Source organism: Guptibacillus algicola, from assembly GCF_020171805.1.
GTDB lineage: Bacteria > Bacillota > Bacilli > Bacillales > Guptibacillaceae > Guptibacillus > Guptibacillus algicola.
In genome coordinates, this window is record NZ_JAIVAF010000003.1 from 984,041 (window position 1) to 1,003,741 (window position 19,701).

Consider the following 19,701-nt stretch of genomic DNA (forward strand, 5'->3'; position numbering starts at 1 on the left):
AAACCGGTACAATGAGGTTGAAACGATTACAGAATGCGCATGCTATGTGCGTGTATAGAACGGGGAGTTAGTTTATGGCTGATTTGAATATATTCTTAGCTTTTGGAGCCGGTTTTCTTTCTTTCATTTCTCCTTGTGTATTGCCGCTTTATCCGGCGTTTATTTCTTACATTACAGGGGTATCAGTAGATGATCTAAAAGAAGAGCGAGGAATGATGCAGCGAAGAGCCATCCTACATACAGTATTCTTCTTATTAGGCTTTTCGATTATTTTCCTCGTACTCGGTATGTCTGCATCACTAATTGGGAACCTTTTTATTCAATATAAAGACTTACTACGACAAGTGGGTGCAATACTAATCGTAGTATTTGGACTTGTGGTCGTAGGGTTTTGGAAACCTTCGTTTTTGCTGAAAGATCGAAGGTTAACCATTCGAAACCGTCCATCTGGATTTCTCGGGTCGGTGTTGATCGGAATGGGGTTTGCGGCCGGATGGACACCTTGTACAGGTCCGATTCTAGCTGCGGTTATCGCTTTAGGAGTATCTAATCCTGGAGCTGGTTTATTCTATATGGTCGCATATACATTAGGCTTTTCAATTCCATTCTTCTTGCTATCTTTCTTTATTGGAAAATTACAGTGGATCAAGAGAAATAGCCGATTGATTATGAAGGCTGGCGGGTATTTAATGATTGTAATGGGAGTTTTGTTATACTTTAACTTCATGACGATGTTTACTTCATTCCTTGTGAACAATCTTTTCAATGGATTCCAAGGATTCTAACAAGAAAGAAAGGGTGCGAATACATGCAACGTAGTAACGATCTTATTTTAAAAACAACAACGACAATCATTGTATTTATCATAATGGGATTCTCCATTTACTTATTTTTCGCTGGTCATAATGCGCCAGGTGGTGGATTTATTGGTGGATTAATGACATCAGGAGCACTTGTACTGCTATATGTATCATATGGGTTTAAAACGATGGAGCGAGTCATACGGTTTGACTTTAAGAATTTTATTCCAATCGGCTTGTTAATTGCTGTATTGACTGGCGTTGGGTCATTTTTCTTTGGTCAGCCATTTTTAAGCCATACTGATGCTTATTTTGAGCTTCCTATTCTAGGACACACTCACCTTGCTACAGCGATTCTGTTCGATTTAGGCGTATATTTCACAGTAGTTGGCGTCACGATGACGATCATCTTAAATATCGCTGCAGATGAAGGGGAAGAAGAACTTTCCAAACAAAATATGTAACTAAAAAGAGCAGGGTGCATGCCCTGTTCTTTTATGTGCGCTTGTTTTTTTTAGGTCTTGCACATACAATGGAAATGATAAGCAGTAACCTGATAGGTGAGGGATGACAATATGCTGATTTTCAGTACGATAGTAGGAGCATTGATGGCTCTTGGTGTAATTATGATCAGGTTAAGGGCTTCAAAAAAACCTGCAACAATCAGAAAAATTATCCTACCGCCTTTTTTTATGGCGACAGGCTTTTTTATGTTTGTTCTTCCGGAAGCGAGGGTGCCGCTTTATGAAGCGATCGAAGCATTACTCGTGGGCGCGGCTTTCTCATTATTATTAATACGCACATCAAAATTTGAAATTAAAAACAATGAAATTTACTTAACACGATCGAAAGCATTCGTATTTATTTTGCTTGGTTTATTAGTAGTAAGAATTGTTTTTAAAACGATAATCGGACAATCGATACCTGTTCTTCAAACGAGTTCGTTATTTTTTGTGCTCGCGTTCGGTATGATCGTACCTTGGCGAGTTGCGATGTACTATCAATTTAGAAAAACAGAACGAAGCCATAATACAAAATTACATCAGAGCACATTATAAAAAACTCGTTTAGCATGATGCTAAACGAGTTTTTTAATGAAACAAATGCTGATAAGGGGTTACATCGATTCGCTTATCGTGTAATTTCTTGATCAGCCATTTATGATCTCTCTTAGGAGTTGCGATAATGTATCCTCTAATAATAAGGTCTTGTGTCATTTCCTTGCTATTCTCTTTCATCGCGAGTTCGCCGATTTTCCCAGCAATCTTATTCCTAGCAATATCTCGAAATAGTTCAGGAACTGGAGAGACCAATTCTTCTAGTAATTTTTTTTGATTTTCATTCCACAAATGCTTTGTCTGCTCGATATAGTAATCTTCCCAATCCAAAATGGATTTGCCATCTTCTTTTGGAAGACGCTTTAAGAATTTTCGGAACATGAAGAAACCACCGATTGCCATAAGTGAGATCAACACGACTGTCCAACCGACGATAAAATACTGAAACCAACCTGCCATCGCATTCACCTCTTGCGTAATAATTAACCACAATCCAACTCGGTCATATTATACGCTCAAAACGACCATAAATCAAGGTAGCTAGGCTTAATCACGTCTCTGTCGTGGAGTTAGCCGAGGGTGTAAAATTCACCACTTCCAAAACAATTGGTGTGTTTGCCATGATGCTATCTCCGTCAGGAACAGTGAGGTCGAGCTTACCTGTAGGGGATGTACCAGCTGTATAGGCGGAAAGATCTTGCATCTGAAGCACGCCGTTAACATATACGTTAAAGTAGCTATTGTTATTACCGAGAGCTGGAAGTTCAGTGGCTGCAGCTCCTGTGTCTGTTTCAAAATCACCAACAGCAATAGTATAGGTGGTAGGCCCAGATATCAAAGAAGCTGTAGTATGGAAAAACTTCTGATCGTTAGGCTGGGTTTGTACAGTTGTGGTAACGTCTACAGCTATTTTCATTATTTTTAAAGGCATTATGAAACCCTCCAATATGTCATATAACCAATATATGTCTGAGTGTGATATTTTGTTTAAGTGCATTTGCCTATTTGTGAGGATTGCCGAGAGGGGAGAGGTGGATAAGATGGCTTTCAAAGACGAAAGAGCAAAGCGAAGTAGTCCCGCACCGCCAAGGATTACACTTCCTATAGTGCCTTCAAAGCCTTGGAGAGAGAGGTTGCCAGCTTTTGTTAAAATCTATGAATTTTATACGATATCAGATGGAACGAAAAAAACCTTTACAGACCGTGATGCTGTAAAGGATTTGAACAAACAAAGAATATTGTCACCTGACGAGGTTTCATTTATGAATTTATTTATTAATGGAGTTCTTCAACCGGACTTAAACTATCATGTGGAAAAAGGATTCCTCATTCTTAATACCGATGATGCGCCGATTGCTGGTGCTCCAATCATCCTGCAGATGATCAAAGTGTAATGGCGGGACCGTCTGGGAATCGAACCCAGCTGACCTGGCACGCAGGTCACAAGCGGTTTTGAAGACCGTGGCACTCACCAGACGTACAACCAGCCCCGTAATGTATTATGCTCTTAGAATAATAAAGCATCACTTTCAACTATTCAAGAGATAAGGTCAATTTACCCTAGGAGATCCAAAAGAAAATGTCGATGAAGATAGAAAAAAGACGAACAATTAGTAAGTCAGCTCGATATTCAGAAAATACGACAAAACTCGATGACAATCCCGCTATGACAATATTCGACAATAGGGCGGGGTGATACAGTTCTCGATTAAGAACTATAACAGTTTAGAAACTAGTACAGGCGTCTGTACGGGGTGTAACAGGCTGGAGTGTGGACAATTGTGAATAACTTTTTATTTATACACTGTTGAATAAAAATACAACGATGTATGTTCCATGAAGGTTTTGAAGGCCTTACAGTTGCGTAAGGAACATTATTTCATTAATGTAAATAAGGGATATGACTTAACAATGGCAGGTGAAAAAATGAAGTATTACACGATTGGTCTCGCAGGACATATCGATCATGGGAAAACCACATTGACAGGAGCGCTAACTGGAGTGGACACTGACCGACTGAAGGAAGAGAAGGAGCGGAATGTTTCGATCGAGCCGGGTTTTGCTCCCTTTGAACTATCAGGGGATATGAATGTGTCGATTATCGATGTTCCAGGCCATGAACGGTTTGTGAGGCAAATGATTGCAGGTGTTGCAGGGATAGATCTCGTTATTCCAGTTGTTGCAGCCGATGAAGGGGTAATGCCTCAGACAAGGGAACACCTTGAGATACTATCTCTTCTTGGTATTGAACGGTCGATTATCGTCATTACAAAGGCTGATGCAGTGGATGAAGAAATGATCGAACTAGTTAAGGATGATATTAGAGAGTACATAACTGGAACAGGATTTGAAGGAGCAACTCTACACGTTGTTGATAGTAAGTCAGGAAGAGGAATCGAGAAGTTAAAAGAAAGTATAAAAACCTATCTTTTAGATGTCCCGCCTCGGAATAAAGTTGGACCGTTTCGCTTACCCGTAGATCAAGTGTTTACGTTACAGGGGCACGGAACGATTGTAAGAGGAACGATTTTTGATGGAGAGTTACAAGAAGGGGAAAAAGTGACGATTGTTCCGAAGGGAATCGAAGCCAGAGTGAGACAGGTACAGTCACATAATGAGAGAGTGAATAAGGCTTTTGCAGGACAGAGGGTTGCTGTGAACCTTGCAGGCTTGGACCGGGAAGATATTGAAAGGGGACAGGTAGTTGTAACAAGTGATTTTTACAAGCCTACATCAACAGTTGATCTCAACGTGACGGTAGCGAAGACGATGTCTCATGATTTAAAGCAACGGTCACCAGTTACAGCTCATATTGGAACAGCAGAAGTTAGAGGAACGATTGTGTTTTTTGACCGGAATGTACTAGAGGTCGATGTCGATGAAGCCCTCTTCTGTCAGCTGAGGTTAGAGCAACCTATCCTAGCTAAGAAAGGTGATCGTATCATCATCAGACGCCCTTCCCCAGTAGAAACGATTGCCGGAGGATCGATCGTCAATGTGATGGGCAAGAAGTACAAATTTGGAGTCGAGACAGTTGAGATGTTGAAGAGGATGAGTGTTGGTACACCATACGAGCAGCTACAGCAGTTGTTAGAAAAAGAACTAATACTATCAGAAGAAGAAATCAAGCAAACGCTTGGTATAAAGGATGAAATCTTAGTAGAACTTTCCACCAATCCGAGTGTTGTAAGAGAAGGTAGTTTTGTTACAACAGAAGCTATTCGAAATCAAGTTCGTTCTGATATAAAAAGACAGTTGCGTAATTATCATGAAGTCTATCCATTGAGAACGGGCTTACCAAAAGCAGAGCTGATTCAAGAACTGAAGAAAAAGTATCCTGATAAACTAATTGAACTCGCGCTTGGTGAACAAGAGAATGTGAAACAAAAAGGGCCGTATCTTTTTGAAGAATACTTCTCACCGTATTTTCCTAAAGCATGGAAAACGAGAATGGAAAACGTTGTGAGCGTTCTCGAAGATTCTGGCATGAAAGTTCCACCGATTGATAGTTTGATCGATAATGAAGGCATTCCTTCCGAACTAAAAGGTGAATTGAAGCAGTTTCTAATAGAGGAAGGGAAAGCTATTGAACTTACAAAAGAGTTAATGATTCACCGTTCAGCGTGGGAGGATTCACGTGAGCTGTTAAGAAATAACACGTCTAACACCTTTTCATTACAATCTGCAAAAGAAGTGCTAGGTGTAAGCAGGAAGTTTCTTGTTCCTTTTCTAGAAAGTCTGGATGAAAAAGGCTTTACCATAAGAGATGGACAAGAAAGAAGGTGGCGCGATAATTAAAATTCGGAGTGATGCTAGAATGAAACGATTAATGTTGGCACTATTTCTGGTTGGGGTTCTTGTAGGCTGTTCTTCTACGAACGGTGAACAAGAAAGCGCCCAAAACAGCGATTCAGAAGCATTTACAATTGGTGTGATACCGGCTCAAACTGAAGGTGAAATCGATCAAGCCATGGAAAATCTACAAGGCGTGCTTTCTGATGAGCTAGATCAAAAAGTCGAGATCACCACATTTCCAGACTATAACGGTGTGGTAGAAGCGATGAATTACGAACAAATCGATATGGCGTTTTTCGGTCCGCTTACATATGTAATTGCACATGAGAAAAGCGGTGCAGAAGCGATTGTGACTCAGCTGATCGATGGTGAACCTTTCTACCATTCTTACATTATTACAAGCAGTGAGAATGGTTGGGAGTCACTAGAATCATTTTTAGAGAAAAGTAATGAGCAAAGTTTTGCTTTCGGAGATCCTAACTCGACGTCAGGCTCGTTAATTCCGTCGATTGAGCTACAAGACAGAGAGGTGTTTGAAGATCAGGATAATCATTCCTTTCAATCCATCACGTACACTGGCTCGCACGATGCCACGGCACTAGCAGTTCAGAATAACCAGGTGGATGCAGGAGCAATCGATAGTGCGATATATAACCAACTGTTAGAATCAGGTAAAATTAATGAAGATCAACTAAAGGTTATTTGGAAATCAGACAAGTTATTTCAGTACCCATGGGCTGTAGCGAAGGGGACCGACAAAGAAACGAAGAAACGATTGCAAGAGGTCTTCTTATCGATTGAAGATGAGACGATCTTGAATGCGTTCGGAGCTTCTGGATTTACTGAAGCAAGTAATGAAAACTACAAAAGTATTAAAGATGCCGCTGTAAAACAGGGCTTGATCACAGAATAATCATGGCATGGGTGAATTGGAAGCATTTATTTTACGGATTACTGGTTATCGTAGGGTTCGTCTGGAGTATTCACATTACAGGTTTTGATCTAACCAAACTGAAGGCTTTAGCGAACATGGTCGATTTTCTTTCTAATTGGTTCCCTCTCCAATTAGAAGTTGTGCCACGGATGTTAGAAGCGAGTTTAGTAACGCTTGGAATGGCATTTCTAGGTAGTATTCTCGGGCTGATCTTTGCACTTCCGCTAAGTCTACTTGCTGCAAAGAACACTGCAGGTAGATTCTACAGAGGAAGTCGGATTTTCTTGAGCTTTTTTCGTTCGATTCCAGAAATCGTATTAGGATTAATGTTTCTAACCGTTGTAGGACCTGGTCCATTTGCTGCTACGCTCGCTATCATCGTCCATAACTCAAGCGTATTAGGTAAACTAATCGGTGAATTGATCGAAGCTGCTGATAAAGGACCTCAAGAAGCGATGAAGGCGGTTGGTGCTCCATCCATTACAAGAGCATTATTTGGGATTTTTCCTCAAATATGGCCAAATGTACTTTCGCATTACTTTTATCGGTTTGAAGTTGCAGTCCGAACGTCATTAATCCTTGGTCTTGTAGGGGGAGGGGGCATAGGTCAACAGTTATTTATTCATTTTAAAACGTTTCAATACTCAACAGTAGCTGTTGATGTACTCCTCATCATGTTGATCGTGATCGCTGTTGACTTTTTAGGAAGCCGGGTGAGACAAGATGTTATGTAATGATGAGCTTCTAAAGATTACGAATGGAAAAGTCACGTATGGTCGATCAGATACACCCGCTATTCACGATGTAAACCTAACGTTCACAAGAGGAGAATTCGTTTGTGTATTAGGAAAAACCGGTGCCGGAAAGTCTACACTGATTCGAACATTGAATGGATTGCAACCACTCTCAGAAGGTACTGTGTCTTATCAGAACCAAACATACAGTCTCAAGGAAGCGGAAGCATTGAGAAAGATTAGAAGAAATATGGGGATGATTTTCCAACAGCATCAGTTGATTCCGCGTTTATCTGTTCTACAAAATGTTTATACAGGTCTTTTTGGTTTTCACTCTACTTTTCAAAATGTACTAGGGTTATTTACTGATGTTGAGAAATCTAAAGCTAGGCAAATATTAGAACAAGTTGAACTGCTGCCGTTGCAACATCAGCGTGTAGATAGTTTGAGCGGAGGACAAAAACAAAGGGTGGGCATTGCGAGGGCATTGATCCAGTCACCAGAAGTTTTTTTAGGTGATGAACCCGTGGCAAGTTTGGATCCAGGAACTGCTGATCGTATATTTCAATTAATCAAGAAGGCGCATGAAGAACAAGGACTGCTAACGATTATTAATGTTCATAGCGTAAAGCTTGCATTACATTATGCTACAAGGATTATTGCTCTTAAAGAAGGAAGGGTAGTTTTCGATGATGTTCCTGAAAACTTAACTGAGGAGCTTCAAGACTCTCTCTATGAACGATAAGTTTTAGAAGAAGGTATGTCGAAGAAATCCCAATGGAAGGTAATTTAATCGAATAAATCGATCGTAAAAAACCGTAGGGACCTCTCCCTACGGTTTTTGTGTGCTTGATGCAATAATTGATGATGATTGTTTCTCTGTGACAGATCCTATTACTGTCGCTGTTTTACCCATTTCCTTCATACGTTCTACGTAAGCGACAGCTTCTTCTTCAGGTAGACTAATCAGTAGGCCACCTGAAGTAACTGCGTCACACAAGATGAGCTGCTGAAGTTCATTTAGGTTTTGATACTGAACTGAATCAGAAATCCAGCGATGATTCGCTTTTGATCCTCCAGGAACGAACCCTTGTTCTGCTAACTCATACGTACCTTCAAGAACGGGGACCTTGTTAAAGTCAATATGAAGACTAACATCGCTTCCAGTCGCCATTTCATAACAGTGTCCAAGTAAGCCGAATCCTGTGACATCAGTAACGGCATTCGGTGCAAAGCGGGTAAGCTCTTCAGCAGCAACTTTATTAAGCTCTGCCATTGTTTCGGAAACAATGCGAAGCCTTTCGCTCGAAAGCTTCTCGGGTTTGATGGCAGTTGTGTGAATCCCCACTCCGATTGGTTTTGTTAATACGACTGCGTCTCCGGGCTTAGCTCCAACATTTGTATAGTAACGATCAGGGTGGACGAGTCCTGTAACAGATAGACCAAATTTAGGTTCTTGGTCATCAATCGAATGGCCTCCCGCAATAACAGCACCTGCTTCTTCGACTTTATCTGAAGCTCCTTTGAGGATAGAAGATAGAATTTCTGGAGGTAGCTTCTTTATTGGAAAACCTACGATGTTCAGAACTGTTTTTGGTACACCACCCATCGCATACACGTCACTTAATGAGTTGGCAGCTGCGATCTGACCAAACATATAAGGATCATCCACGATTGGTGTAAAGAAGTCGACCGTTTGAATCATGGCGATATCATCAGCCAATCGATACACACCAGCATCATCGGAGGTTTCTACTCCAACTAGTAAGTTTGGATCTTTGTTTTTTTTAGGTAGGTGACGCAAAACTTGCGCCAGGTCCTCTGGACCGAGTTTGCATCCTCAACCACCTTTTGTTGAGAGAGACGTTAGACGTATTTTCTCTTGACTCGACATAGTACCACCTCCTTATATGAGTATAATTCTTTTGTTTCGATTTTTGAAATGATATAGTATGGACAAGATAAAATTAAAGGGAGGAATTCATATGAGCTATACTGTTTCCATCGAATTCTGCATGCAGTGAAACTACGCACCAAAAGCCGCGAGTTTCGCGGAAGCGCTTTTTAATCATTTTCGCCATGACATTACAAACCTTGAGCTTATTCCAGGATCTAAAGGAGCATTCGAAGTAACGGTAAATGGTAGTAAGCTTCATTCAAAGCACGAAACAGGAGAGTATCCTGAACCGGAAACCTTTATTAAAGAAATGGAACAGATGTAGGAAGAAGTAGACACCTCTTTAAGGGTGTCTTTCCTTTCGTCTTTAGGAGTTGAATACGTTGAAATCACTAGTTAGAGAACTTCCTCCAATACATGAACTACAGCATGACTTTATACATAACGACCACGCTTCAGCTTTTTCAAAAGAAAGGTTAACACAAGTTATCCAACAAGAAGTTGATGACCTTCGGAACAAATTACTCACCGAAACATATGCAGGTAAATCAAGAACAAGAGAAGAATTCCGCCGTGACATTTTAAAAAGGTTGGAAGAGAAAGCATTAACTATGCTCACACCAAACCTTCGTCCTGTAATCAATGCTACAGGGGTTGTGTTACATACAAATCTTGGCCGTGCTCGGTTGAGTGAACAAGCGATAGAGGGATTAACGACAGTTGCCCGTAGCTATAATACCTTAGAGTATGATCTTTCTTCAGGAAAGCGAGGATCTAGACATGATATAGCTGAAACGTTGATTTGTGAGGCTACTGGTGCAGAAGCTGCTATGGTAGTGAATAACAATGCTGCAGCGGTATATTTAGTATTACGTGCTCTTGCAAATGACCGTGAAGTGATCGTCTCTAGAGGAGAACTCGTTGAAATTGGTGGGTCGTTTCGAGTTTCTTCAATCATGTCAGAAAGTGGTGCACAACTCAGAGAAGTAGGAACAACGAATAAAACACACCTATATGATTATGAAGATGCAGTAACGGAAGATACGTCCATGATTATGAAAGTTCATCGTAGTAATTTCTCTATCGTAGGTTTTACCTCAGAAGTTGACAGGAAAGACTTATCACGTTTTGCTAGTGATCAGGCTGTCATTTATTATGAAGATTTAGGTAGTGGCGCACTATTTGATTACCGTAAGCAAGGTATCGGTTCCGAGCCTACAGTGCAATCTGTATTGATGGACGGAGCTGACATCGTTTCATTCAGTGGAGATAAGCTATTAGGGGGACCACAGGCTGGCATTATAGCGGGAAAGAAATCATTGATCGATAAACTTAAGAAAAATCAATTGGCTCGTGTGTTACGCGTCGATAAATTAACACTTTCTGCATTAGAAGCAACCCTTCAACAGCATGTGGTGGGTGAAGAAAACACCATCCCTGCTGTGCGAGATATTCTCCTGACAAAAGAAGAAGTGTTTGAGAGAGCTACGACATTTTGTAGACATCTTTTAAATGAGACTTCGTTCTACGATACGGAAATTGTGGAAGACGTTTCTCAAGTTGGTGGTGGGACGATGCCAGAAGTCGAGTTAGATACTTATGTAGTTATGTTGTCCTCAAGCGTGTACTCATGTAATGAGTTAGAAACGAAACTAAGACAAGCTCCACTCCCAGTCATTACAAGAATAAAGGAAGATCGTATAATCCTTGACCTAAGAACTGTTTCAACAGAAGAAGAGGGCAGCATCATACAGGCATTAAACGCTATCTCACAATAAAAAGGCGACTTAACGGTCGCCTTTTTTATTAAGGAAAGAATTAAAAACCTTCACCATTCTTTTGTCTTGTCTGATTACGTTTCTTTACTTTGTGTGAGCCTTTCATTGGCTCTTGTTGGCCGGTTTGGCCTTTGGGGGCATTTTTCCGCATGTCTTTAAAAGTATTGCTTTCTGTCATGGTCAATCCCTCCTTTAGTTATAGTATCTGCATGACATTTCATCTTATACAACCCGAATAGCAAGCCTTATTATGGATAAACTATGGTGAAACCATTTGATAAGGAGGGCGCAAGATGCCATATAATAAAGACAAACAGCAGGCATTCCAAGCTGCTCAGCAAGGATATGATCAGGCGATCGACGCTAGCAATGAAATCGTTGTCAACTCTAGTGAATATGGAAAAGAACTTCACCATTTACAACAAGAAGTAGGAGAGGCGATGTCTCAAATAGAGAGCGCTCTTGTAAATGCATCTGAACATCAACGTCAACAGCTTCTTAAATTCCAAGACGACCTCCAATCGATCCAAGCAGAAATGAACAAAGACGTGTAAATGAGTAAAACCCGTCATTTCTTGATGACGGGTTTTACTCTTCATCTATTGACGTTTCTTCGTCTTTTTATTAAACGCACGTTGTTCTGCAGAAAGATGCTCGTGAGCATATTCGTTATCAGATCCAGCTCCGTTTCCTTGTGCATCTGCATCATTCATTCCTGGGCGCACACCATTCGCTTTACGCTTTCCCATCAGCTATCACCTCCACACAGGTTACTTTGTCCTTGTGGCATCAAAATATGTGGTCATAAGGTAATCTTATGAAGTATAATAACAATCTTGTTATTTACTTATGTTTGAAAATTTACTAATATGGATAAAGGGAAGTTGAAAGCGTTTTTGCAACTACCGCTTTGTTATGCAATTTGAAGGAGGGAACTACATATGGCAAAACATGAACTCTATAATTCAAAGTCAACGTTCGATGCTAATGGTAAATCATATTCGTTCTACCGCATAAACGCGCTAGAAGAAGCAGGCATCGCAAAAGTAAGCAAGCTCCCTTACACGATTAAGATCTTGCTCGAATCTATCCTTCGTCAGTACGACGGTAAGGTTATTAAAGAAGAGCATATTGAGAACCTCGCTAAATGGGGAACTAGCGAGCAAAAGAATGATATCGACGTACCATTTAAACCATCTCGTGTAATCCTGCAGGATTTCACTGGAGTACCAGCAGTAGTTGATCTTGCATCACTACGTAAGGCAATGGCTGATATGGGCGGAGATCCTGACAAAATCAATCCTGAAATTCCGGTTGATCTTGTAATTGACCATTCGGTTCAAGTTGATAAATATGCTTCTGATGACGCACTAGAATTTAACATGAACAAAGAATTTGAACGTAACCTTGAGCGTTATAAGTTTCTAAAATGGGCTCAAGATTCCTTCGATAACTATCGAGCTGTACCACCAGCAACAGGAATCGTTCACCAAGTTAACCTTGAGTACATTGCAAACGTTGTTCAAGAAAATAACTTTGACGGTGAAAATGTAGCTTACCCAGATACACTTTTTGGAACTGATTCACATACAACTATGATCAACGGTCTAGGCGTTCTTGGTTGGGGCGTAGGTGGAATTGAAGCTGAAGCAGGAATGCTTGGGCAGCCTTCTTATTTCCCTGTTCCAGAAGTAATCGGTGTCAAGCTAACAGGTGAACTTGCAAGTGGAACAACTGCAACGGACCTTGCACTTAAAGTAACTCAACTTCTTCGTGAGAAGAAAGTTGTTGGAAAGTTTGTTGAATTCTTTGGACCTGGTCTATCTAGCATGCCGCTTGCTGACCGTGCGACAATTTCGAACATGGCTCCTGAGCAAGGATCAACTTGTAGCTTCTTCCCTGTAGATGAAGAAGCGCTTGAATATATGCGCTTAACTGGACGTTCAGAAGAGCACATTAATCTGGTTCGTGAATATTGCCAAGCGAATGGCTTGTACTACACGCCAGAATCCGAAGACCCTGAGTACTCAAGTGTTGTAGAGCTTGATCTCTCTACAGTTGAACCAAGTTTAGCTGGACCTAAGCGTCCTCAAGACTTGATTCCTCTTTCTAGCATGAAAGAAGAATTCAACAAAGCGCTTGTTTCTCCTCAAGGAAACCAGGGACTAGGAATGGATAAGAACGAAATCAACAAAGAAACAACTGTTAAATTCAACGATGGTAAAGAAGTGAAGATGAAAACAGGTGCAGTTGCGATCGCTGCGATTACAAGCTGTACAAACACGTCGAATCCATCCGTTATGCTTGGCGCAGCACTTCTTGCGAAGAAAGCTGTTGAAAAAGGTCTAGAAGTTCCTGAATACGTAAAAACAAGTCTTGCTCCAGGGTCAAAAGTTGTTACTGACTATCTTGAGAAATCAGGGCTCATGCCTTACCTTAAGGACCTAGGATTCCACCTTGTAGGTTATGGCTGTACAACATGTATCGGTAACTCTGGTCCGCTAAAAGAAGAAATCGAAGATGCGATTGCGAAGAGTGATCTGACTGTAACGTCAGTACTTTCTGGTAACCGTAACTTTGAAGGACGTATTCACCCTCTAGTGAAAGCAAACTATCTAGCATCACCACCGCTTGTTGTTGCTTATGCACTTGCAGGAAGCGTGAATTTTGATCTTCATTCAGAATCATTTGGTAAAGACAAAGACGGAAATGACGTTTACTTGAAAGATCTCTGGCCAACGCCTGAGGAAGTAAAAGAAGCAGTAGCTGAAACAGTTACTCCTGAAATGTTTAAGCGTCAGTACAAAACTGTCTTTGAAGAAAACGAGCGTTGGAATCAGTTGAGTACAAGTGAAGGCGACTTGTATAACTGGGATGAAGAATCAACTTACATCCAAAACCCTCCATTCTTCGAAAACCTTTCTAAAGAGCCTGAAGCAATTCACGAGCTTAAGGACATGAGAGCGATCGCGAAGTTTGGTGATTCTGTAACGACTGACCACATTTCACCAGCAGGAGCAATTGCAAAAGAAATGCCGGCAGGACAATATTTACAGGACAAAGGCGTTCGTCCGATCGACTTTAACTCATATGGTTCACGTCGTGGTAACCACGAAGTAATGATGCGAGGAACATTCGGAAACATTCGTATCCGTAACGAAATTGCACCAGATACTGAAGGTGGTTGGACTACGTATTGGAAAACAGACGATGTTATGCCAATTTATGATGCTGCAATGAAGTACAAAGAAGATGGAACAGACCTTGTTGTACTTGCTGGTAAAGATTACGGTATGGGAAGCTCTCGTGATTGGGCAGCAAAAGGAACGAACCTTCTTGGAATTAAAACAGTTATCGCTGAGAGCTATGAAAGAATTCACAGAAGTAACCTTGTATTGATGGGTGTATTACCACTTCAATTCAAAGAAGGCGATTCTGCTGATTCTCTAGGTCTTACTGGTAAAGAAACATTTGCAGTAGAAATTACTGAAAATGTTAAGCCTCGTGAAGAAATTAAAGTAACGGCTATTTCTCCAGAAGGCGATGAGAAGACATTTGACGTATTAGCCCGTTTCGATAGTGAAGTTGAAATTGACTACTATCGTCACGGAGGAATCCTTCAAATGGTTCTACGCGACAAACTAGAAACAAAATAAGATTATTAATTAGGCTGCCGAGTACATCTCGGCAGCCTTTTTTTATTGCAGTAATTTACAAAAGACGATTAATTTACATACAAATCGATTTTATGTATTAAATATTCTGAATTCGGGAATACTTGCAATAAAGTGAATCGTTACGAAAGGAGAACATTATGAGAAAATCTCAAAAAATTACCTTTAAAGAATTAGTTTCACAGTATAAACAAGAATTAATGAATGACAAAGAAGCGATTGAGCGCATTGAAGATAAGTTTGAAAAAAAACACGCCAAAAATTAATACTTAACATGATAATTATCCTCCTATTGCACAGCCTATAAGGTAAAGGAGGAGATCTCTATGAGTAACCCAAAACGATTTCCGAAATCTTTTGCGCCAAATCACACAGCTTCCCTTCACCCAGAAGCGGAAGGAAACAAAGGAAAACAGATGCAAACAAAAGGAAATCCAAAGCCTGACTATGCTCCCCCAAAAGGGAAATAATGCAGATGAAACCAGAAGGAGCAATCTTTCTGGTTTATTTCATTTATAACAATTTTTTTCAAAGTTTGTAAAAACGTCTTAAAGGTAATAAGAAAAGCGAATAGTACCAATAGATATGTTTTTTTCGGGGGGATCTTTATGACAATTACAGCTAGAATTGAACCAATTTCAAGTTTAAATTCAGAAGAAGCACCAGAAACTGGACTCTTAATAAAAGAGTTAGAAATAAAGATGCAGCAGATGGGGTATCTAGTTCCTTATCGTGAAGAGTTAAACTGGGAGAAAGCGATCGCTAGCCTTGAACTCGGTGAAAGTAAAACGTTGCATCATTTAAAAAAAGCAGCAGCAAAGAACGATCGTGTCTTACTAACATATGCTAAGCTTTTTAAGGGAACGATTTTTCAAAACCTTATTCTTCACCCTAACCATACTGGAATATATCTTCCTTTTCGATTTGAAGAACCGTTCACGTTACAAATTGAAGGACAGAAGATTTGGGTAGGTTCTTCCATCAGACTTCTCGAAGAACTGTCTTGGTTACAAATCAGTTTTGATCAAGGGAAGTATGATGAGAACGTGAAAGAATATTGGCGAAACTTCATTGACATTACTCAAAAAAGCATCGATTTCATGAGTCCTATTATTTTTGAAGAAGCCGTTTAGACGATTTCTTGCAATAGAAAAAGGGTAAAGGTTCCATAAGGTGGGTGATGATCATGGATAGAAAAGATTTTTTAGGCAGTGAAATTTACAAAATGTTTGATGCTTCAGGACCTCCATATGGTTGTGGTACAGCTGCATTGATTGGTGGTTTTGCATCAAGATTAGCAATCATGACGTTAACGATTTCAGACATCGATCATGAATTAGGAGATGTACCAAGAACATACTTCTTATTATGTGATGAAGATGATGTGCAATTTGAAGAGTTTCTTGAAAATGGAAGTGCTCGTACGTTGAATGATGTTCCTATGAGGCTTCTTGAATGTACGTACCATTTAATGCTGGAGCTTTCACAGCACGAGAAGAATATCAAACAAAATGTAGTGGTCGATTACAGAATGGCGATGCGAATGCTTAGGCAAGTATTCGAAGCAGCAGAAAATATTTTGCTATCTAACGGATGTAGTGCTGAAATGCGTAAAGAAATGCTTTCATACGAAAACTCACTTTATGGAACCCTTCCAAAAAGCTTGCAAAACTAACGATTATAAGGATATAACCGCCTTCCCTCACACATACTAATAGTGCAACTCCGAGTTGCAGGAATGAATAGGGAGGGCTTCTCATGAGAGCAAAACCGGATGATCGTAAGGATAACGCTGAAAAGTTACAAAAGATGGTTCAAGATACGATTGAAAACATGCACGCTGCAGAAGCTTCGATCGAGCTAACAGATAGTGATCAGCAAAAACAGCAGATACAGGCGAAAAACGAGCGACGTGCTGAGAGCATCGATGCGATGCGAGATGAAATTAAGGACGAAGCACATAAGTAACACATATAAACACTAAGCTGAGTGGGAAATTCCCATTCGGCTTTTTCATTAATAGGGATTCACCAATCAATTATGATAAACTAGATATGGTTAGCAAGAAGTAAGAGGAGGATATTCAGTGTTTATTTCAACTACCCCAATCACTGTACGATATGCTGAAACTGACCAGATGGGTGTTGTTTATCATGCCAACTATCTAATCTGGTTTGAGCTAGGAAGAACGACCTTAATAAATGACCTTGGATTTAAATACGCAGATATGGAGAAAGAAGGTATATTATCTCCAGTAGTCGATATTGAGGCAAGCTACAAACGCCCTGTTCGTTACGGCGACGACGTAAAAGTGAATACTTGGGTGGAACATTACGATGGCCTCCGGGTCGTCTATGGATATGAGGTAATAAAAGAAGATGAAACCGTCTGTGTAACTGGTAAGTCAGTACATACATGTGTGAAGAAGGAATCGTTTAGACCTGTATCGATTAGAAAGAGGTTTCCTGACTGGCATAAAGAGTATGAGAAGGTGAAAAAACCTAGCAAAGGATTGTAACCGAATGGCATTTGGATTAACAAAGCAAGAACTACAAGAATGGAAACGAACGGTAGCAAGTGGAAAAGTTGCTTTTCTTACTCACTATTGGTATGACCCAAGATTCCCACAATACAAAACCGTAACAAAAGCGGGGTGCAGGGATGTAGCGAAGTTAATAGAGTGGGGTGAGAAATACAATTTTAAGGGAGAATGGATTCACGACCGAGAAGGGTTTCCGCACTTTGATCTACTCGGAAATGAGCAGGTGAGAGTTCTCAGGAGCGAGGGACTGATTAGTCATATCGAGAGATTTGGTTTAACTGAAAGTTGATAAAGAAACGCGAAAGCAACGAAGCTTTCGCGTTTTCTTATCACTATTCTCCATGTTGAAATACAATTTCGTCTTTTTTCCTGCTGTACTTTACAGTGAAATCGAGTTCTTCAAAAAACCAAATGTCTTTTTCTTCAACATAAAATGTGATTCCTTCTTCTTCTGTGGAAAGAGCTGGTTCTGTTGGGGTTTCAACAGTCATGCCTAGTGAGAAGCCATCCTGAACGGTACTGCATCCTCCAACTCGAACAAAGAAGCGAAGCGAATCTCCTTTTTCTAATGCCATTTCACGTTTGAACCAGTTTAATGCTGGTTGAGTAATTGATATAATCATTAAATATACCTCCTGACACTACGCGACGTTACATATCTATTATAAAGGTGTACAAGTATCATGCAAAACAATACGACTACATCTGTTAGAATTTGTAGTTACAAGAGGATATAATAAGGGTATAAAGGGTATTGAATTGAGGAGGGCTTTAACTTGAGTAAGAAAAATATATGGCTGATTGTTTTCCTCACCTTTGCTGGCGTTATCCTACTCAGCATCAAGCCGATCATGGATCATAGGAGCCAGCGTCTGAATGAACTAAAACAAGCAGCATCGATGATGGTTGTGAACGAAGTACCAAACGAAACCGTCATTTCTTCTATTGCTGAAAAAAACGATATACAAGAAGAACGTAGTGAGGAAGCTGAAGAAGAAGTAGAACAAGTCTCTAAGAATGACGATACGTTGTCTGAGGAAGCTGAAGAAGCAGACATCAAGATGATTGGACTTGGAGACTCTCTTACTAAAGGTAGCGGTGATTCGACCGGAAAAGGCTATATCGGACGTCTTTCAACTAATATTGAACAAGATACAGGTGCAAGTGTTTCCGTTGAAAATTATGCAGTTCATGGTAGAAGAACGCCTAAATTATACAAAATACTCTTTGAAGAAGAAGTAGGAGAATCATTAAGTGAAGCTGATGTGATTTTAATGAGTATTGGTGGAAATGATTTAATGAAAGTGGTTAAGGAACATTTCTTAGATTTACAGATGGCTGATTTTCAAAGAGAGCAGTCAAATTATGTTGACCGCCTTGATAAAATCATGAAAAGAATCCGTTCCGTAAACAGCGACGCACCAATTATTTTTATCGGTCTTTATAATCCTTTATTAGAAAGTTTTCAATCGATAACAGAAATTGACCAAATTGTTCAGCGATGGAATGGGATAACCCAATCTACTGTAGAAAAAGATGAAAACACAACATTTGTTCCAGTTTACGAACTTTTCAATTCAGTAGATGAAAATCTATTCTTTGAGGATCAATTCCATCCGAATGACGATGGATATGAATTGATGGCACGTCAGATTCAATATCATCTAAATCAAGGTAATATCATCGATGACATTCCAGTTGAATAGCTAAATGATAGAGAAAAAAAGTAATCTATACAACAAAGGCAGTGGTACGTATGGAAAATCGTTATGAAGAAGAATACAATCGATTAGCCGAACGCTATCGTGTCGAAACGTACATCAAGCCCAGTTCAAGATTGATCTTCATTTTGGAATCACCACATATTGCTGAGGTGAAGTACGGAGTTCCTGTGGCTGGAGCTTCAGGGGCAACGATGGCTAAAAAGCTTTTCGGACAAGAGTATAACAAACCTCTTGGGTTGTTATTAAAGAAACATGATGAAGACGAAACGGATCGCCCATCCTTAGATGCAATAGGATTATTAAACGTTTGTAACATCCCGATGCAGAAACGTCCATACGATCAGAAAGATATTGAAAGCGCAAAGGCATTATTAGAACGGTTTGAAGTAATTCGTAAATACAATCATAAAGATGCGTTTAAAGATGAAGAGTTGAATAAGGTCCAATCTTTCATCTTAAGCAAGTTTAGAGAAAGACTAAATAAATTAACAGACGTAGAAGTGACGTTTGTCCCATGCGGAAGATTTGCACAGAAATTCTTTAGACTTGCAGATGTCACGAGCGAGAAATGGACAATCATTGAAGGTGTACCACATCCATCTTACAACTCTTGGAGTAGAGAGCGGTATGAAGAACCTGTTTCAAATGTGATTGAAGCTTTAAATCGTCATAAAGTATAAGTCAGTTTATTAAAACGAGCCAAAAAGCCTTATCCGAATAGGATAAGGCTTTTTCTATGTGTTAGAGCATAGAATAGGACGAACG

Annotated in this window: 26 protein-coding genes, 1 tRNA gene and 1 pseudogene; 21 read left to right on the top strand and 7 right to left on the bottom strand. The window is 40.0% G+C overall.

The window, feature by feature from the left end:
* Positions 1 to 74: 74 nt before the first annotated feature.
* The 3 genes from LCM09_RS12635 to LCM09_RS12645 all read left to right on the top strand — a co-directional run bounded on the left by LCM09_RS12635 (position 75) and on the right by LCM09_RS12645 (position 1,858).
* On the top strand, positions 75 to 785 hold the full coding sequence (locus LCM09_RS12635) for a cytochrome c biogenesis protein CcdA (protein ID WP_224882315.1): 711 nt from the start codon (positions 75 to 77) through the stop codon (positions 783 to 785).
* A 23-nt stretch (positions 786 to 808) separates the two neighbouring features.
* Positions 809 to 1,264, top strand: coding sequence for a Na(+)/H(+) antiporter subunit B (locus LCM09_RS12640; RefSeq protein ID WP_224882316.1), 456 nt, complete (start codon positions 809 to 811; stop codon positions 1,262 to 1,264).
* Between the two features lie 111 nt (positions 1,265 to 1,375).
* The gene (locus LCM09_RS12645; protein WP_224882318.1) at positions 1,376 to 1,858 is read left to right on the top strand and encodes a CcdC family protein; all 483 of its coding nucleotides are present in this window, start codon (positions 1,376 to 1,378) and stop codon (positions 1,856 to 1,858) included.
* A 33-nt stretch (positions 1,859 to 1,891) separates the two neighbouring features.
* Here LCM09_RS12645 and LCM09_RS12650 read toward each other — a convergent pair whose 3' ends face one another.
* Positions 1,892 to 2,317 carry a DUF2621 domain-containing protein gene (locus tag LCM09_RS12650; protein WP_224883021.1) on the bottom strand — a complete coding sequence of 142 codons (426 nt, stop codon included), beginning with the start codon at positions 2,315 to 2,317 and terminating at the stop codon, positions 1,892 to 1,894.
* Between the two features lie 91 nt (positions 2,318 to 2,408).
* On the bottom strand, positions 2,409 to 2,789 hold the full coding sequence (locus tag LCM09_RS12655) for a DUF4183 domain-containing protein (RefSeq protein WP_224882320.1): 381 nt from the start codon (positions 2,787 to 2,789) through the stop codon (positions 2,409 to 2,411).
* 109 nt (positions 2,790 to 2,898) lie between these two features.
* Here LCM09_RS12655 and LCM09_RS12660 point away from each other — a divergent pair, with 109 nt between their 5' ends.
* Positions 2,899 to 3,252: a DUF4183 domain-containing protein gene (locus LCM09_RS12660; RefSeq protein WP_224882322.1), complete on the top strand. Its 354-nt coding sequence runs from the start codon at positions 2,899 to 2,901 to the stop codon at positions 3,250 to 3,252.
* Here LCM09_RS12660 and LCM09_RS12665 read toward each other — a convergent pair.
* Positions 3,253 to 3,349: transfer RNA gene (locus LCM09_RS12665), tRNA-Sec, on the bottom strand.
* 345 nt (positions 3,350 to 3,694) lie between these two features.
* Here LCM09_RS12665 and selB point away from each other — a divergent pair.
* Genes selB through phnC form a run of 4 tightly spaced genes read left to right on the top strand, consistent with a single transcriptional unit; the run spans position 3,695 to position 8,066 of the window.
* On the top strand, positions 3,695 to 5,656 hold the full coding sequence (gene selB / locus LCM09_RS12670; protein WP_224882324.1) for a selenocysteine-specific translation elongation factor: 1,962 nt from the start codon (positions 3,695 to 3,697) through the stop codon (positions 5,654 to 5,656).
* A 19-nt stretch (positions 5,657 to 5,675) separates the two neighbouring features.
* The gene (gene phnD / locus LCM09_RS12675; protein WP_224883032.1) at positions 5,676 to 6,566 is read left to right on the top strand and encodes a phosphate/phosphite/phosphonate ABC transporter substrate-binding protein; all 891 of its coding nucleotides are present in this window, start codon (positions 5,676 to 5,678) and stop codon (positions 6,564 to 6,566) included.
* Positions 6,567 to 6,568: 2 nt separating this feature from the next.
* A complete protein-coding gene (gene phnE, locus LCM09_RS12680; RefSeq protein WP_224882326.1) occupies positions 6,569 to 7,321 on the top strand; it encodes a phosphonate ABC transporter, permease protein PhnE in 753 nt (250 codons plus the stop codon).
* A complete protein-coding gene (gene phnC, locus LCM09_RS12685; RefSeq protein WP_224882328.1) occupies positions 7,311 to 8,066 on the top strand; it encodes a phosphonate ABC transporter ATP-binding protein in 756 nt (251 codons plus the stop codon). Before phnE ends, phnC begins: the two co-directional genes overlap by 11 nt.
* A gap of 87 nt (positions 8,067 to 8,153) precedes the next feature.
* On the opposite strand, the gene selD is transcribed toward phnC, so the two are convergent.
* Positions 8,154 to 9,215 (bottom strand): selenide, water dikinase SelD, encoded by a 1,062-nt coding sequence (gene selD / locus LCM09_RS12690; RefSeq protein WP_224882330.1) that lies wholly within the window; start codon positions 9,213 to 9,215, stop codon positions 8,154 to 8,156.
* A gap of 142 nt (positions 9,216 to 9,357) precedes the next feature.
* Between selD and LCM09_RS20980 the strand changes: the two are divergent.
* Both LCM09_RS20980 and selA read left to right on the top strand, forming a co-directional pair.
* Positions 9,358 to 9,543 (top strand): annotated as a pseudogene (locus LCM09_RS20980) (Rdx family protein); the annotation flags it as partial.
* 58 nt (positions 9,544 to 9,601) lie between these two features.
* The gene (gene selA / locus LCM09_RS12700; protein ID WP_224882332.1) at positions 9,602 to 10,996 is read left to right on the top strand and encodes an L-seryl-tRNA(Sec) selenium transferase; all 1,395 of its coding nucleotides are present in this window, start codon (positions 9,602 to 9,604) and stop codon (positions 10,994 to 10,996) included.
* Between the two features lie 40 nt (positions 10,997 to 11,036).
* Here the strand turns inward: selA and LCM09_RS12705 are convergent, their stop codons facing one another.
* Entirely contained in the window at positions 11,037 to 11,174 is a 138-nt protein-coding gene (locus LCM09_RS12705; RefSeq protein WP_224882334.1) for a small acid-soluble spore protein P, read from the bottom strand.
* Between the two features lie 115 nt (positions 11,175 to 11,289).
* Between LCM09_RS12705 and LCM09_RS12710 the strand changes: the two genes are divergently transcribed.
* Positions 11,290 to 11,550, top strand: coding sequence for a hypothetical protein (locus LCM09_RS12710; RefSeq protein ID WP_224882335.1), 261 nt, complete (start codon positions 11,290 to 11,292; stop codon positions 11,548 to 11,550).
* 45 nt (positions 11,551 to 11,595) lie between these two features.
* On the opposite strand, the gene sspO is transcribed toward LCM09_RS12710, so the two are convergent.
* On the bottom strand, positions 11,596 to 11,745 hold the full coding sequence (gene sspO / locus LCM09_RS12715; RefSeq protein WP_224882338.1) for a small acid-soluble spore protein SspO: 150 nt from the start codon (positions 11,743 to 11,745) through the stop codon (positions 11,596 to 11,598).
* A 192-nt stretch (positions 11,746 to 11,937) separates the two neighbouring features.
* Between sspO and acnA the strand changes: the two genes are divergently transcribed.
* The 8 genes from acnA (at position 11,938) to LCM09_RS12755 (ending at position 17,501) form a co-directional block, all read left to right on the top strand.
* Positions 11,938 to 14,652, top strand: a complete 2,715-nt coding sequence (acnA, locus tag LCM09_RS12720; RefSeq protein WP_224882348.1) for an aconitate hydratase AcnA — start codon at positions 11,938 to 11,940, stop codon at positions 14,650 to 14,652.
* A gap of 158 nt (positions 14,653 to 14,810) precedes the next feature.
* Complete coding sequence (locus tag LCM09_RS12725) at positions 14,811 to 14,936, top strand: FbpB family small basic protein (RefSeq protein ID WP_224882350.1); 126 nt, start codon at positions 14,811 to 14,813, stop codon at positions 14,934 to 14,936.
* 60 nt (positions 14,937 to 14,996) lie between these two features.
* Positions 14,997 to 15,140 (top strand): small acid-soluble spore protein N, encoded by a 144-nt coding sequence (gene sspN / locus LCM09_RS12730; protein WP_224882352.1) that lies wholly within the window; start codon positions 14,997 to 14,999, stop codon positions 15,138 to 15,140.
* A 138-nt stretch (positions 15,141 to 15,278) separates the two neighbouring features.
* Positions 15,279 to 15,803: a hypothetical protein gene (locus LCM09_RS12735; protein WP_224882354.1), complete on the top strand. Its 525-nt coding sequence runs from the start codon at positions 15,279 to 15,281 to the stop codon at positions 15,801 to 15,803.
* A gap of 53 nt (positions 15,804 to 15,856) precedes the next feature.
* Positions 15,857 to 16,345, top strand: a complete 489-nt coding sequence (locus tag LCM09_RS12740) for a hypothetical protein (protein WP_224882355.1) — start codon at positions 15,857 to 15,859, stop codon at positions 16,343 to 16,345.
* An 83-nt stretch (positions 16,346 to 16,428) separates the two neighbouring features.
* Entirely contained in the window at positions 16,429 to 16,638 is a 210-nt protein-coding gene (gene tlp, locus LCM09_RS12745; RefSeq protein ID WP_224882357.1) for a small acid-soluble spore protein Tlp, read from the top strand.
* A 118-nt stretch (positions 16,639 to 16,756) separates the two neighbouring features.
* Positions 16,757 to 17,188, top strand: a complete 432-nt coding sequence (locus tag LCM09_RS12750) for an acyl-CoA thioesterase (RefSeq protein ID WP_224882358.1) — start codon at positions 16,757 to 16,759, stop codon at positions 17,186 to 17,188.
* Positions 17,189 to 17,192: 4 nt separating this feature from the next.
* Entirely contained in the window at positions 17,193 to 17,501 is a 309-nt protein-coding gene (locus LCM09_RS12755) for a hypothetical protein (protein ID WP_224882360.1), read from the top strand.
* Between the two features lie 43 nt (positions 17,502 to 17,544).
* Here LCM09_RS12755 and LCM09_RS12760 read toward each other — a convergent pair whose 3' ends face one another.
* Positions 17,545 to 17,835, bottom strand: coding sequence for a HesB/YadR/YfhF family protein (locus tag LCM09_RS12760; RefSeq protein WP_224882361.1), 291 nt, complete (start codon positions 17,833 to 17,835; stop codon positions 17,545 to 17,547).
* 153 nt (positions 17,836 to 17,988) lie between these two features.
* Here LCM09_RS12760 and LCM09_RS12765 point away from each other — a divergent pair, with 153 nt between their 5' ends.
* Complete coding sequence (locus tag LCM09_RS12765; protein ID WP_224882363.1) at positions 17,989 to 18,918, top strand: SGNH/GDSL hydrolase family protein; 930 nt, start codon at positions 17,989 to 17,991, stop codon at positions 18,916 to 18,918.
* 50 nt (positions 18,919 to 18,968) lie between these two features.
* On the top strand, positions 18,969 to 19,616 hold the full coding sequence (locus tag LCM09_RS12770; protein WP_224882364.1) for a uracil-DNA glycosylase family protein: 648 nt from the start codon (positions 18,969 to 18,971) through the stop codon (positions 19,614 to 19,616).
* Positions 19,617 to 19,701: the final 85 nt, after the last annotated feature.

Excerpts from the sequence above, each read along its gene's own strand:
- LCM09_RS12635 (WP_224882315.1), top strand. The coding sequence starts at position 75 with ATGGCTGATTTGAATATATTCTTAGCTTTTGGAGCCGGTTTTCTTTCT.
- LCM09_RS12640 (WP_224882316.1), top strand. The coding sequence starts at position 809 with ATGCAACGTAGTAACGATCTTATTTTAAAAACAACAACGACAATCATT.
- LCM09_RS12645 (WP_224882318.1), top strand. The coding sequence starts at position 1,376 with ATGCTGATTTTCAGTACGATAGTAGGAGCATTGATGGCTCTTGGTGTA.
- LCM09_RS12650 (WP_224883021.1), bottom strand. The coding sequence starts at position 2,317 with ATGGCAGGTTGGTTTCAGTATTTTATCGTCGGTTGGACAGTCGTGTTG.
- LCM09_RS12655 (WP_224882320.1), bottom strand. The coding sequence starts at position 2,789 with ATGCCTTTAAAAATAATGAAAATAGCTGTAGACGTTACCACAACTGTA.
- LCM09_RS12660 (WP_224882322.1), top strand. The coding sequence starts at position 2,899 with ATGGCTTTCAAAGACGAAAGAGCAAAGCGAAGTAGTCCCGCACCGCCA.
- selB (WP_224882324.1), top strand. The coding sequence starts at position 3,695 with ATGAAGGTTTTGAAGGCCTTACAGTTGCGTAAGGAACATTATTTCATT.
- phnD (WP_224883032.1), top strand. The coding sequence starts at position 5,676 with ATGAAACGATTAATGTTGGCACTATTTCTGGTTGGGGTTCTTGTAGGC.
- phnE (WP_224882326.1), top strand. The coding sequence starts at position 6,569 with ATGGCATGGGTGAATTGGAAGCATTTATTTTACGGATTACTGGTTATC.
- phnC (WP_224882328.1), top strand. The coding sequence starts at position 7,311 with ATGTTATGTAATGATGAGCTTCTAAAGATTACGAATGGAAAAGTCACG.
- LCM09_RS12705 (WP_224882334.1), bottom strand. The coding sequence starts at position 11,174 with ATGACAGAAAGCAATACTTTTAAAGACATGCGGAAAAATGCCCCCAAA.
- LCM09_RS12710 (WP_224882335.1), top strand. The coding sequence starts at position 11,290 with ATGCCATATAATAAAGACAAACAGCAGGCATTCCAAGCTGCTCAGCAA.
- sspO (WP_224882338.1), bottom strand. The coding sequence starts at position 11,745 with ATGGGAAAGCGTAAAGCGAATGGTGTGCGCCCAGGAATGAATGATGCA.
- acnA (WP_224882348.1), top strand. The coding sequence starts at position 11,938 with ATGGCAAAACATGAACTCTATAATTCAAAGTCAACGTTCGATGCTAAT.
- LCM09_RS12725 (WP_224882350.1), top strand. The coding sequence starts at position 14,811 with ATGAGAAAATCTCAAAAAATTACCTTTAAAGAATTAGTTTCACAGTAT.
- sspN (WP_224882352.1), top strand. The coding sequence starts at position 14,997 with ATGAGTAACCCAAAACGATTTCCGAAATCTTTTGCGCCAAATCACACA.
- LCM09_RS12735 (WP_224882354.1), top strand. The coding sequence starts at position 15,279 with ATGACAATTACAGCTAGAATTGAACCAATTTCAAGTTTAAATTCAGAA.
- LCM09_RS12740 (WP_224882355.1), top strand. The coding sequence starts at position 15,857 with ATGGATAGAAAAGATTTTTTAGGCAGTGAAATTTACAAAATGTTTGAT.
- tlp (WP_224882357.1), top strand. The coding sequence starts at position 16,429 with ATGAGAGCAAAACCGGATGATCGTAAGGATAACGCTGAAAAGTTACAA.
- LCM09_RS12755 (WP_224882360.1), top strand. The coding sequence starts at position 17,193 with ATGGCATTTGGATTAACAAAGCAAGAACTACAAGAATGGAAACGAACG.
- LCM09_RS12760 (WP_224882361.1), bottom strand. The coding sequence starts at position 17,835 with ATGATTATATCAATTACTCAACCAGCATTAAACTGGTTCAAACGTGAA.
- LCM09_RS12770 (WP_224882364.1), top strand. The coding sequence starts at position 18,969 with ATGGAAAATCGTTATGAAGAAGAATACAATCGATTAGCCGAACGCTAT.